Consider the following 13,162-nt stretch of genomic DNA (forward strand, 5'->3'; position numbering starts at 1 on the left):
CAGCACCTCGACGCGCGTGACGGCGTCGCGATCGCTGGCGGTCCGGAAGTCCGTTCCCCGCGCACCGGCGGTCGCAGCGGGCGTGACCACATCAAAGCGGGATTCCCGGCCGGTGATCTTCCGGATATGCGTGATCACGCGGCCCGCCTCCAGGACCAATTCCCGCAGGACATAGACCATGCCGCGCACGCGGGCCTTTTTCAGGCCGACCGTGGTTTCGGGCTTCAAATAGAAGGCGGAGCCGTCCTCGAAAGTCACCTCAAGGGCGCCGTCGCCGCCGGTTCTGAGGCGGCTTCCCTGGGCGATCGTTTGATTCAGGGCGATGGGCTGCCACGGGGCGGAGGGCTCCGGCTGCATCTCCACCATGCCTTTTACGAAGGTCGCCACGCCGGTGACGGGGACCCCTTTCATGAGCCTCGCCGGGATCACGATCCGCTGGCCGGCATAGATCCGGTCCGGATCTTTGATGCGGTTGGCCCCGGCTACTGCCGGCCATTCCGCGGGGTCGTCCAGGTAGGTCTCGCAGATGGAGATGAGGGTGTCTCCCGAGGCGGCCGCCACCTCGATATCCTGTCCACACCGGCCGGCGGCCGGAAACAGGCCCGTCATCGCCAGGACCAGTCCGGCCACCCAGAGCAGCTTGCCGCGCATACAGCGCCCTCCATTTGGATGTCATCGGTGAGAGGCGGCCCCGCATACCGTATCCGGATCACGGATGAGCCGCGCAGCCATACTCGTTTATCGCGTACGAAGCTTGACGGTTCCGTAAAAAGGCCGATATCTGCGTTACGGGGTTCCCTCGTCACTGCGGCGTACGATAAGCAGGCCTCATTCCTCGGGATTCGCAAGCCGTATCTCGGCCTTTTTTCGGAACCGTCTGAAAATTGACTTTTTACGAGACTGTCCAGCTTCATAACAGAAAACTGCTTGATTTTCCAGCAGGCTTTCGGGGGATCCTCATCCGAGCCTTTTTCCGATTTCTCGATCCCGTTCCGGTTTTTCGGAGGAATCCGCCCCGGTTTCCTCCGTCGCCCGCCACCCCCTATTTTTTAACTGCTCTATATAATGTTGTTATCTGATTTATCCGCAGGTTGGCATAATTTATGTAATAGGTATTTGAGGAAAACAGATCGGCCGCCCCGAGGATGCGGTCAAGGCCCCGGAAAAGGTGTCGGATGGGCTCAACCCTATCACAACAGCCATGATCAATTGAGGAAAAACCATGCAGGAAATCCCATTTCACAAGCTCACCTCCTTTGGCAATAATTTTGTCGTCATTGACGAGATCGACCGGCAATGGCTGACCGAGGCCGAGAAGCAGCGCTTTGCCGATGAAGCCACCAACATCAATTTCGGCATCGGCTGCGACAACCTCCTCGTGGTGCAGCGGTGCTCCGCGCAGGTGCTGGAGGAGATCAACGCCGCCCACCGATATTGGAAGCAGATTCCCGATCCCAATGACGCGGAATTGATCTTCAGAATGTTCGAGCCCGACGGCAGCGAAGCCTATTCGTGCGGCAACGGGCTGATGTGCATCGCCAGGTACCTGTCCAGCCGGTACGGCATCACCCAGACGCGGATCCTGACCAAGGTCCCGATGCCGGTTCCCGGCTCCGTGACCATCGGCACGGCGTCGGAAGGCCCCGATTGTTTCGCCAATCTGGGGAATCCGGAGCGGATGTTCGACCATCTGGTCGACCGGACCGTCCTGAGGTCCCTCGACGAAAGCATCGACCTGATCGAGAACCTTGAAATCCGCCAGTACCGGGCAACGGACGCCATCCGTTTCTTCAACAGCTCGGCCGCCTTTTGCCTCAGGGGATATCTCGTCTTCACCGGCGAGCCCCATCTGGTGATCCTGAGCGACAACGGTTTTTCGCTGCGGGACCCCATCGAGCACATTTTCCCGACATCCTTCGAAGAAAGCCGGACAGGTCGGTTTTCAAACAAACGGATGAGCACCGGCGCGGCGCTGGTGAACTTTATCGGTTATTATTTCGTAAAAAATTACAGACATGTCTTTCCCAAAGGCATTAACATCAACTTCGTCCGAAAATTCCCCGGTGAGGAGATCATCGAATACCGCTGCTTCGAACGGGGCATCAACAAGGAGACCCTCGCGTGCGGAACCGGGGCCCTCGCCTGCGCGTTCGTGATGCGGTCTCTGGAGATGGCGACCTCGGACGACATCCGGCTCTGGCCCTACCTGTGCCGCACCCAGAGGCACGACGCCGAAATCAGGGTCAAAAAGGTCCGGGCGGGCTGGCAGATATCCGGCCAGCCGACCCTGCTGTTTGACGGCCGATTCGCCATGCAGGCCGATTCGTTCAAGAAAATCCACTTAGAGGATCAAGGAGACTTGGGGGATTGCCCCCAACCGGGGCCAGCGGATGCGTTCCCCCCGGGCGATCCGGATCTCCCGATGCCGCCGCACCGCCCCGAGGAGGCGTCCGCCCCCGCCGGGGACCCGGAGGCGGCCCGGAACGTTCGGTAGCCGGGGCCTGTCCACCGGTCGCAGCCGTCGGCGGCCGGCGGGAATTTCAGGAATTCGGAAATTTTTGGTGAGGAAACCATGGGATTTTATCGAAATATACCCTACAGCGCGGGCGTCAAGCTGAAATTCATCACGGCGTCTGTATTCATCGTCATGGGTGTCGTGCTCCTGACCTCCCTGTTCAACTGGACCTCCCTGGAAAAGCTCTGCTTTGACGCCTACGTCAGGGAATTTTCCGTCGATGCGGCCCTGCTGTCCGAAGACCTCGGGCGGCTTGCCGAGCGCGCGCTCCACGAAGAGCGGTCCGCCGTCGCGGCGCTCCTCCGGAAGCACCGGGACAGGATTTCGGGCAGGCTCGGAGTCGGCACCGGCGCGATGGCCGGCTTCCGGGCGGCGGACGATGACGCGCTGGCGGTCTCCGTGGTGTCGCCGAACGGCCTGATCCTCGACAGCACCGATCCGAACCGGCGGAACACGAGGGTCCCGCTCCCGGTGTTCCAACATCTCCAAGGCCACCGCCCCGACGGCATGTCCGGCGCGCATATCGTCGAAGCGGCTACCGTCTACCTCGGGCGCTCCGTCGAAATGACCCTTTCCGCCGGCGGCGCCTACGGCATGATCTCCTTTGCGCGGGACATGGTGGGAGAGACGCTGGCCGCCGACCTGGCCGGCGAAAGGCGGTTCTTCAGGATCGCCCTGATGACGGTGATTTTCGGGATGATCGTCATTCTTTTCATGGTCATGCCGGACCATCGTCCCCTGGATGCCGAACGGAAAAGGCATTTCAGGTGGATCATCTGGTTCTGCATCGTCCTTCAGGCATGTTTTTCCGTCCTGTTTGCCGAAGGCTATCGGGCCAAGTTTCTGGACCTGGTGCAGATGGAGGCCAGGGGGGCCTGCGCGGAGTTCAGCCACCGGATGGCGTCTCCCGCTGTCGCGGGCGGGGCCGCGAATCCGGAAAAGGAGATCGAACTTGCCGCCCGTCAGGTGATCTCCGGGCGCCGCAGCATTGCCGGCATCTCCGTCGCCATCGACAGCGGCGGGCCCCGGCGGATCGTCATCGCACGGGCCTCCACGACCGCACCCGCCCATGCCGCGTCGCGCCTTTTCAGTCGCCTCTATGACGCCGGGCCCCTGGTCGTCCGCTCAAACTGGACCGTCCCCGGCGTCGGCTTCGGAGAGATGCATGTCTTTCCACAAGCCGCCTTTCTCAATCACATGCTCTCGGAAATGGTGATGGACGGCATCACGGTTCTGGTCATATCGATTCTCCTGTTCATCGAACTCCTGTTCATCCTGAGAAATGTCTTCAACAGGGAGTCGGTATCGCGAAGCCGGAAGAGCGACAATGTCGACTATATCCTGATGCGTCCGGCGGCCTTTCTCTTCCTGTTCGCCATCGACCTGTCCATGTCCTTCATTCCCCTCTACATGGAACAGATCTACGAACCCCTGCTGGGATTGCCCAAGGATGTTGTCCTGGGCCTGCCCATCACCGTCGAGTTCATCTTCGTCGGCCTGGCCATTTTCGGATCCGGGTTCTGGGTGGACCGGAGAGGGTGGCAGGAACCTTTCCTCGCCGGCATGCTCTTCAGCGTCCTGGGCCTGGTGTACTCCTGGCTGGCCCCCGACGCCCTTCACTTCATCCTCTCCCGGGGCCTGATCGGCGTGGGGTACGGCCTGGCCCTCATGGCATCCCAGGGGTACGTCATCACCTTCACGGACCTCAGGACCAAGGCCCTGGGCCTGGCGCAGCTCTTTGCGGGAATTTATGCCGGAAGCATCTGCGGGGGCGCGGCCGGCGCCATGCTCGCCGACCGATTCGGGTTCATGTTCACCTATCAGCTAGGCGCGGTGATCATCCTGGGGGTCACCGCCTACACCTTAGTCTTCCTGCGGGACGGCATGCAGAAGCCGCTGCCGCCGGCATCCTCCCCCTCGGTCTCTCCCTTGAAAAGACTGGGTCCGGTCCGGATGATCGAGTTCATCCGGAACCGGATCGTCATCAGCCTGATCCTGCTCAGCAGCCTGCCCGCGTCCATCGCCGTTGTGGGCTTTCTCAACTATTTCTGCCCCCTGTACCTGAACAGCCTGGGCGTCACCCAGTCCTCCATCGGCCGCATCCTCATGGTCTACGGGGTCAGCATGGTCTATTTCGGTCCCATCATCGGAAAATATACGGATCTTTCGGACAACAAGCGGATGTTCGTCTTCACCGGCTGCATCCTGGGAAGCCTGACCTTTCTCATCTTTTACGTCGTCCAGGGAATCCATGCCGCAATCATCGCCCTCCTGCTCCTGGGGCTGTCGAGCTGCTTCGTCCTCTCGTCCCAGAGCGCCTACCTGCTCAACCTGAGCGTCACCCGACATTTCGGCCAGGGCAAGGCCGTGGGCGTCTTCAGGAGCACCAGCCGCCTGGGGCAGGCTTTGGGCCCCCTGGTCTTCAGCGGGCTGATCCTGGCCCAGAACCTGGAAAGCGGCATCGTCTTCTTCGGGCTCCTCTACCTTGTGACGGCCCTGCTTTTCTTCCTCTTCACCCAGCGGGACAGCCGCTACTACATCGAGGAGACCGCCTGATATGTTTTCATCCGCGAAAAACACCTCCCGCATCCTGTCGACAGCCGACGAGCGCCCCCTTGAACGCGCCCTTGCGCAGGCCCGGGACGGCGCCGCCGTCATCGACAGGACCCTTCGGAGCCATGGCCGCGTTTCGATCCGCGACTACGGCCGGGAGATTCTGAAACCGCCGCCGCCGTCGGTTCAGGGCGCCGGCGACTTTATCGCCGTCGCCCGGGAGCTCACCTGCGAGCTGTTCGGCGAAGAGACCGCGGCCATGCTCGCGGCCGATCTCGAAAAAAACCCGGCGGCCCTCACCGCCAACCATCACGGCGTGGATTATTTCGCCCAGTCGGTCCAGGGGAGCCTGATCTTCGCGCTGATGCAGCGGGAGCAGGCAGGCGGCCGGAAGACCGCCCTGGTCCTTTCCTGCGGCAACATTCCCCTGGACAACATCACCTATCCCCAAGGGGTCCTGATCTATGGTCTCGGGGCTGGCGCCGTCGACAGCGCGCCCAGGAAAATGCCGATCTTTTCCAACAAGTTGAGACGATGGATCGTCTGCGTTTCACCGGGATATACCCCGGTCATGATCGAACGGGCATCAAATGCCGCGGCCGGCCTGGAGAAAGACAAGGCGATATCCCCCGAAATCTGCCGAACCCTGAAGGATCTCCTGGAAAAGGATTACGGCGACCCGGCCATCACGGGCATGCCCGACTACTCCCGCCAGGCCACGATGCTCAACCACCGCATCTGGCGGCGCCTCCACGTCAGCCATCGAAGGGTTCCCCGCCTGATCTGTCTCGAACTGGAAAAGGTGGCAGCGCGACTGGTTCGGATGGACATCCGCCACCCAGAGCGCCTGGTATCCCGGGTGTTCTTCGATCCGTATCTGCGAGCCCTGGTTTTCGAGGCACTGAACGGCCACCGGGCCTGCTGGCAGAACGGCCCGACCACGTTCGGCGCCGACGGACGGCCATCGGAGCCGATCCTGCCCCGGCGGGGAACCCATTTTTTCTGGGGCGCGAGCGATGACGGCCGCAAATTCCCGCTTTACGTGGATGGCGGCCGGAGCGGCGCGGCGGTGATGACGGGGGCCGACAACCGGGGCCGCCGGGTAGAATATCCTTTTCGTCCCGAGTCGATAGATGACCTGATCGGGCAAAACCGCTTGATCCCCTCCGTGTTCACCTGCTTTCTGGCGATCGCCCTGGCCAGGGGCGTCAACTGCCTGGGGGGATATTACCAGGCGGAATACCTTCCCCGGATGCAGGCCGGAGTGATCCGGGCCCTTTCGGGGGCATCGGCGGACCGGAACATGGCCGAGGCCATTGGCGGGGTTCCGACGGACCGGTATCTTTCCGGGATGCAGACGGTCATGATCGAGCGGGAAGACAACCTTCTCCTTCCGGCCGGACCCCTTGAGATCATGGCTGGAAACGGGCTGACCGACCTCGATGCGGAGAGGATATTGGCCATGACCGTCGAAGACGCCCACCTGGCGTCGCTTTTTGAAACGATCCCCGACATCGTGCCCGGGGAGGCCGCCGATCCTTCCTGGAAGTACCGGCTGGCACGGGACAGTTACGACGCCCTGCGGGACAGGACCGTCGTCAAATGAATTGCTTCGTTTGAAGAGATCGTTTTTCACCCGAATAGAGAGGGTCGGCAGCATGGGCATGTTCAAGACCGTCAAATCGAAATTCATCTTCATGATCACGATGATCATCGCCGTCAACGCCATCGGCATCCTCTATTTCACCCAGAAGGACGTCGGGGAAGCCATGCTCGAATCCGAGCAGAATTCCGCCCGGAACGTGCTCAAGCTGATCGAACTGCATATCACCAGCGAGTACAATAAACTGATCTACGAAAAGATCGATCTCCTGGGCCGGCTCGACAAGGAACTGCGGCACCTCTCCTCGGCCGGCGCCTCGATCATGAAGGAATATGAAACCCTGAGCGGCTCCGGTAAGCTCTCCAGGGAGGAGGCCTTCTTCCATGCCTTGAAATGGCTGCGGACGGCGAAGTTCGGCACGGGGGAACTGTTTGCATTCGACGCCGCGGGCCTTGTGCTGAGCCATCCGAACCCCGGCCGGATCGGTCAGAACATCGGCCAGATCAAGGACATGAAAGGGAGAACCCTCGGCAAATTCGCCGCCTGGGATTCGCTCCCGGCCGAGGGGGAATCCGCGGTCATCAAATGGGACACGTCGGGTGAATCGAAAAAGAAGATGGGGTTTTTCGTCCCCATCAGCGGCTGGAAAATGACCCTGGGGGCCGTGATCGACTTCAGCGACATCGAGTACGAGAGCCAGAAAAAAATGGCCAAAACCCTCGACATGCTGAAGGACACCTTTTCGAAAATCAAGATCGCCAAGTCTGGGTATACCTTCATGTTCAACAGCAAGCTGGAGGTCCTGATTCCGCCGCCCGGGACGGGCGGGAAGAACGGCATGCCGGGCGTGAAGAAAGATCTCCTTGAGAGGCTGAAGCGGTCGCACCAGGAGAACACCCCCTTTATCCAGTACATCGACGAGACGGTCACGCCCCATCAGACCATGGAGGCCAGCGTCGGGTATTTCAAGGCGTTCGACTGGTTCATCGTCGCGGCCGTTCCGCTTCACGAGATCCAGGAACCCGCCAACCTGCTGGTGAAGCAGCAGAGCGTTATTATCGCGATGATTTTTCTGGGCAGCCTGGTCCTCGCCTACCTCCTGATCGTCAAGATATCCCATCCACTGAAACTGCTGACCCAGCATGTCAAGCAGGTCGCCTTGATGGATTTCACCCAGCCCTACAAGCTGCTTTACCCCATCGATATCCTGCCCAAAAAGCACAAGGACGAGGTGGGGCATCTGGCCGAGGCCTTCATCTACATGAGAGAGGAGCTTGAAAAGAATGTCCACAAGGCCATCGAATCGCGGGCGGCCAAGGAACGTGCAGAGCGCGAGGCCGCCGAAGCCGCCAACCGATCAAAAAGCGAATTTCTGGCCAACATGAGCCATGAACTCCGGACCCCTTTGAACCATATCATCGGGTTCACGGAGCTGATCACTGAAAGGAGCTTCGGGGAGCTGAACGAGATCCAGGAGGAATACCTGAACGACGTCCTGAACAGCAGCCGGCACCTCCTCTCCCTGATCAACGACATTCTGGATATTTCCAAGGTGGAGGCCGGCAAACTCGAACTCAGCCTCAAATACGTCCGCCTGGGGTCCGTCATCGACAGCAGCCTGACCATGATCAAGGAAAAAGGCCTCAAGCACGGCTTTCACCTGTCCGTCGACAATGCCCCGGTGCCGGAATACATCCTGGCCGATGACCGAAAACTCAAGCAGGTCCTGTTCAACCTCCTGTCCAACGCGGCCAAGTTCACGCCGGACGGCGGGCGCATCGTAATTCGCGCCAGGGTCGTCGACACGGCCGGCAACAGGATCGACTGCATGAACCAGCATGAAAACGGCGGGGACATCGACGCCCACATCGTCTGCGGAAACGCCGGATGTATGGGCCTTGAAAAATTTCTGGAGATTGCCGTCGAAGACAACGGAATCGGCATCGAGCCTGAAAATTTCGATAGAATCTTCAATCCCTTCGAGCAGGCCGATTCGTCCATCAGCAGGAAATACCAGGGAACCGGGCTCGGCCTGTCGCTGACCCGGGAACTGATCCGCCTGCACGGCGGCAGTATCCGCGTCGAAAGCGAGGGCAAGGACCATGGCAGCACCTTCACCTTTGTGCTGCCGCTTACGATCTGTGATTACATGAGAGAAAACCGGTCGGAAAGTCATCTGACGGCCATGGCCTCCTGAGGCCACTTCATCCACGTTCCTCAACAGGGAGAAAAACCATGAAACGCATTTCCTCTACAATCCTCGCGGTACTGATCGGCATCCTTCTGCTGGCCCTTCCGGCGCTCAGCGCAGACAAAGGCGTCTTTTCCGAAAACCCGGTCACCAACGACGGCAAAAAGTGGCGTATCGGCTATTATGAAGGAGGGGAATACATCGACTACCAGAAGATCTTCACCGAGACGATGCGCGGCCTGATGAAGCTGGGCTGGATCGAGTACGCCGAGATCCCCGAGCAGACCGGGGAGCAGACCCGGGCCCTGTGGGAGTGGATGTCGGACAATCTCAAGAGCGACTATCTCGTTTTCGTCAGGGATGCCCACTACACGGCGGGTTGGGACGACGAGGCCCGCAAGCAGACCAGGGCCGCCATCCTGGACCGGCTTCGCCAGAAGCACGACATCGATCTTCTCATCGCCATGGGCACCTGGGCCGGAAAGGACATGGCCAGCGGGGACCATTCCACCAGCACCATGGTCCTGTCCACCAGCGATCCCATCGCCGCCGGCATCATCAAGAGCATCGAAGACTCGGGATACCCGCACGTCCATGCCCAGGTGGACCCATTTCGCTATGAACGGCAGGTGCGCGTCTTCCATGAGATCGTCGGGTTCAAGAAGCTGGGCATCGCCTATGAGGATTCCACCGACGGGAGAACCTACGCCGCCATCGACGTGGTTGAAAAAGTGGCCGCTGAACGCGGATTCGAGGTCGTCCGCTGCCATACCAAAAGCGATATCTCTGACGCTTCCGAAGCCGAGCTGAGCGTCATCAACTGCTTTTCGCAGCTCTCAGAGAAAGCGGACGCCATCTATGTCACCGTCCAGGGCGGGGTCAACGGCCGGAGCATCCCCAAGCTGGTGCAGATCGCCAATGGAAAAAAGATCCCGACCTTTTCCCAATCCGGTTCGGAGGAGGTCAAGGAAGGCTTTTTCGTCAGCCTCTCCCAGGCGGGATTCAAGTATGTGGGCGAATTTCATGCATCGACCTTCGCCAAGGTGTTCAACGGCGCCCGGCCCAACGAGCTGGATCAGATGTTCCAGGAGCCGGCCAAGATCGCCATCAACCTGAAGACCTCCGAAATCATCGGATTTGATCCCCCGGTGGTGCTTCTGGGCGCGGCGGACGAAATCTACCGAGACATCATGCCCCCGAAATAGAACATTCACGGTGGATTTGCCCTTATTGCTCAGAAACGGTTCAACAGGATATACCCGGAGGGAAAACGAATGAAAAAAAATGGCTTTTTGCTGCTGCTGATTGCCGCCTTTCTCTGTCTGCCCGCGGCAGGCCGCGCCACCGATGAGAAAAAAGCCTTCAGCACCCACCCGATCACAAATCAAGGCAGGAAATGGCGCATCGGCTACTATGAGGGCGGAGATTATTCCAACTACCAAAAGTACCTGGCCGCCATGACGAGAGGCCTGATGGACCTCGGGTGGGTCGATCCCGGGAACGTCATCCCGGAAAATCTCACTACCGGGCAACTGTGGGCGCACCTGTCGACCACCCTCAAGAGCGACTATATCGAATTTGTACGGGACGGCTTCTATTCGGCGGGATGGGACGAGGCGACGCGGAAGAAAACCACCGAAGCGCTCCTGGTCCGCCTCGCCGGCGTCGGGGATATCGACCTGATGCTGGCCATGGGCACATGGGCGGGGAAGGACCTCGCCACCAACCGTCACATCACCAACACCATGGTCATCTCCACCAGCGATCCGGTGGGATCGGGCATCATCAACAGCGCCGGGGACTCCGGCCTCGATCATGTCCATGCCAGGGTGGACCCGGCGCGATACGAGCGCCAGGTACAGATCTTTCACGATACGGTCGGCTTCAAGAAGCTCGGGATCGCGTATGAGGATTCCGTCGTGGGCAAAAGCTACGCTGCCGTCGACACCATCGAGAAGGTGGCAAAGGAGCGGGGCTTCGAACTCGTAACCTGCCATACCCTGGGGGATACCGCCGATGAAAAAACCTCCGGACAGAGCGTGGTCCAATGCTTCCAGCAGTTGGCCTCCCGGGTGGACGCCATCTATGTCACGGTCCAGAGCGGCATCAACGAGAAATCGATCCCCGATCTGGTCAAGATCGCAAACAAACACAAGATTCCCACGTTTTCCCAATTCGGATCCAAGGAGGTCCAGAACGGCTTTCTGATGAGCATCTCCCGCGCCGGGGATTTCAAACCCGAGGGGATATTCCTGGCCGCCACCGCAGCGCAGGTCTTCAACGGCGCCAAGCCCAGGCAGCTCAACCAGGTTTTCGAGGAATCGCCCAATATTGCGATCAACCTGAAAACCGCCGAAGCCATAGGGTTCTACCTGAACGCCGATCTTTTGGCAGCCTCGGACGAGATCTATCGGGACGTCAGGATGCCCTGATCCATCCTCCCGGCCCTCCGGGCAGAAGGAACATCAAGATGAATTTAATGGAAATGCCAGAACGGCAAGATAGTTGCGATATGGATCTCGCGATACCCTTGCACATCGTCCCTCCGTTTTCTCCCATCGATGACTCGACGGGCCTGTATGCCCACGAGGTCTTCAACGTCCTGCTGGACCACGAAATCCGGTATTTCGAGAGAGACGGGAAACGCTGCTCCATCGCCTTTATCGACATCGATTTCAGCGAGGCTTTCCGGGTGCTACGCCAGCAAAGCGAAGCGGCGGTGATTCGGAAAATCGGCGACATCCTCAGATCGGGCATCCGCCAGGTCGATTTCGGCGCGCGCTATTCGTACAACAAGTTCGTGCTGGCTTTCGTGAACTCGGACGGGGAAGACGCCCATGTCGCCCTGAGGCGCATCCTGGGCCGGATTGACGAGGTTTTCGAAGGGAATCCTCCCATAAACATCGGGACGGCGACCTGCCCGGAGAACGGCACCACGAGAGCCATCCTCGTCCAGCGCGCGATTGACGCGCTTCACTCATCGCGGGGAGAGGGACAAAACAGGATTATCGCCTTCGATCCGATGAACCGCATGTGGCTCAACAATCGCCCGAAGGTTCTCATCGTCGACGACATCGAGATGAACATCAAGATCCTCGAGGCGATGCTGAGGCCCAATAACTATGAGATCTATAGGGCCGTGAACGGCAAAGAAGCCCTGGGCATCATGGAATTCAATGAAATCGACATGGTTCTTCTGGACATCATGATGCCCGGGATGAACGGGTATGAGGTCTGCCGGAGAATCAAGAACCGCCAGTCGACCGCCATCACCCCGGTCATCATGGTCACGGCCCTGGACGATTCCGAATCCAAGATCAAGGGCATTGAAGTCGGGGCGGACGATTTCATCACCAAACCTCCCAACCGGAATGAACTCATCACGCGCACCCGGTCCCTCATCAAGCTGAAGACCCTGTACAAGGATTTCACGAATATCGAGAGTGTGCTCTTCTCCCTTGCAAGGGCCGTCGAGGCCAAGAACCCTTACACCAACGGGCATACCAGCCGTGTGGCGAGCCTGTCGGTGGCCATCGGCACCCGGATGAACCTGGAGCCCGAAAAAATCGAGGCCCTGCGTTTCGGAGGGGTCCTGCACGATATCGGAAAAATCGGCATTTCAAACCAGATCCTCAACAAGAGCGGTTCGCTCGACGACCGGGAATGGCAAGAGATCAAATCCCATCCCGAGACCGGGTTCCGCATCTGCTACCCTTTAAGGAAGCGCCTTCGGCATGCCATGGACGTCATCCGTCATCACCATGAAAAACTGGACGGGTCCGGTTACCCCGACGGCCTGGCGGGGGATGAGATATCGACGGTGGCCCGCATCACCGCCGCTGCGGACATCTACGACGCCCTCATCACCGACCGGCCGTACCGCCCCCGGATGGATGCTGAAACGGCAGTCGCCATCCTCAAAAAAGAGGTCCTGGATGCCAAGCTGGACAAAAATGTTGTTGAAGAACTGCAATATATCACCGGGTATTGAGAGCTGCACCGCACCAGCCACGATCAATCCGAAGACGGCATATCAGCCCACACTTACCGCCTCCCGCGGTGTGCAGGAAAAGGAGTTCTGTGATGGACGGGAAATTTGTACTGGTCATTGAAGACAACGAACTCAACATGAAGCTCGTGAGAGCCATTTTGAATCTCAATCACTTCAAGGTGATCGAGGCGAATACGGCGGAAAAAGGCCTCGAGGCCGCAAAAAAATTCAAGCCCGGCGCCATCCTCATGGATATCCAGCTTCCCGGCATGGACGGGCTGACCGCCACCCGGACCCTCAAGTCGGACC

Annotated in this window: 9 protein-coding genes; 8 read left to right on the plus strand and 1 reads right to left on the minus strand. The window is 59.5% G+C overall.

Features of this window, described 5'->3' with window-relative positions; all coding sequences use genetic code 11:
- Positions 1-651 (minus strand): FecR domain-containing protein (locus tag ACEW8N_RS18545; RefSeq protein WP_373501351.1); only part of this gene is annotated, 651 nt, incomplete at its 3' end.
- A 571-nt stretch (positions 652-1,222) separates the two neighbouring features.
- On the opposite strand from ACEW8N_RS18545, the gene ACEW8N_RS18550 reads away from it, so the two are divergent.
- From ACEW8N_RS18550 to ACEW8N_RS18585, 8 genes are all read left to right on the plus strand, one after another.
- Positions 1,223-2,494 carry a hypothetical protein gene (locus ACEW8N_RS18550; RefSeq protein WP_373501352.1) on the plus strand — a complete coding sequence of 424 codons (1,272 nt, stop codon included), beginning with the start codon at positions 1,223-1,225 and terminating at the stop codon, positions 2,492-2,494.
- Between the two features lie 78 nt (positions 2,495-2,572).
- Positions 2,573-5,071: an MFS transporter gene (locus ACEW8N_RS18555; RefSeq protein WP_373501353.1), complete on the plus strand. Its 2,499-nt coding sequence runs from the start codon at positions 2,573-2,575 to the stop codon at positions 5,069-5,071.
- Position 5,072: 1 nt separating this feature from the next.
- The gene (locus ACEW8N_RS18560; RefSeq protein ID WP_373501354.1) at positions 5,073-6,674 is read left to right on the plus strand and encodes a hypothetical protein; all 1,602 of its coding nucleotides are present in this window, start codon (positions 5,073-5,075) and stop codon (positions 6,672-6,674) included.
- A gap of 10 nt (positions 6,675-6,684) precedes the next feature.
- Entirely contained in the window at positions 6,685-8,868 is a 2,184-nt protein-coding gene (locus ACEW8N_RS18565) for a cache domain-containing protein (protein ID WP_373501355.1), read from the plus strand.
- 38 nt (positions 8,869-8,906) lie between these two features.
- Complete coding sequence (locus ACEW8N_RS18570) at positions 8,907-10,067, plus strand: ABC transporter substrate-binding protein (protein WP_373501356.1); 1,161 nt, start codon at positions 8,907-8,909, stop codon at positions 10,065-10,067.
- 69 nt (positions 10,068-10,136) lie between these two features.
- Positions 10,137-11,294, plus strand: a complete 1,158-nt coding sequence (locus tag ACEW8N_RS18575; RefSeq protein ID WP_373501357.1) for an ABC transporter substrate binding protein — start codon at positions 10,137-10,139, stop codon at positions 11,292-11,294.
- Between the two features lie 80 nt (positions 11,295-11,374).
- Complete coding sequence (locus ACEW8N_RS18580; protein ID WP_373501358.1) at positions 11,375-12,853, plus strand: HD domain-containing phosphohydrolase; 1,479 nt, start codon at positions 11,375-11,377, stop codon at positions 12,851-12,853.
- A gap of 92 nt (positions 12,854-12,945) precedes the next feature.
- On the plus strand, positions 12,946-13,162 hold a 217-nt coding region (locus ACEW8N_RS18585; RefSeq protein ID WP_373501359.1), incomplete at its 3' end, for a response regulator.

This window comes from Desulfococcus sp. (assembly GCF_041737845.1).
Taxonomy (GTDB): domain Bacteria; phylum Desulfobacterota; class Desulfobacteria; order Desulfobacterales; family Desulfococcaceae; genus Desulfococcus.

Excerpts from the sequence above, each read along its gene's own strand:
- ACEW8N_RS18550 (WP_373501352.1), top strand. The coding sequence starts at position 1,223 with ATGCAGGAAATCCCATTTCACAAGCTCACCTCCTTTGGCAATAATTTT.
- ACEW8N_RS18575 (WP_373501357.1), top strand. The coding sequence starts at position 10,137 with ATGAAAAAAAATGGCTTTTTGCTGCTGCTGATTGCCGCCTTTCTCTGT.
- ACEW8N_RS18560 (WP_373501354.1), top strand. The coding sequence starts at position 5,073 with ATGTTTTCATCCGCGAAAAACACCTCCCGCATCCTGTCGACAGCCGAC.
- ACEW8N_RS18570 (WP_373501356.1), top strand. The coding sequence starts at position 8,907 with ATGAAACGCATTTCCTCTACAATCCTCGCGGTACTGATCGGCATCCTT.
- ACEW8N_RS18580 (WP_373501358.1), top strand. The coding sequence starts at position 11,375 with ATGGATCTCGCGATACCCTTGCACATCGTCCCTCCGTTTTCTCCCATC.
- ACEW8N_RS18555 (WP_373501353.1), top strand. The coding sequence starts at position 2,573 with ATGGGATTTTATCGAAATATACCCTACAGCGCGGGCGTCAAGCTGAAA.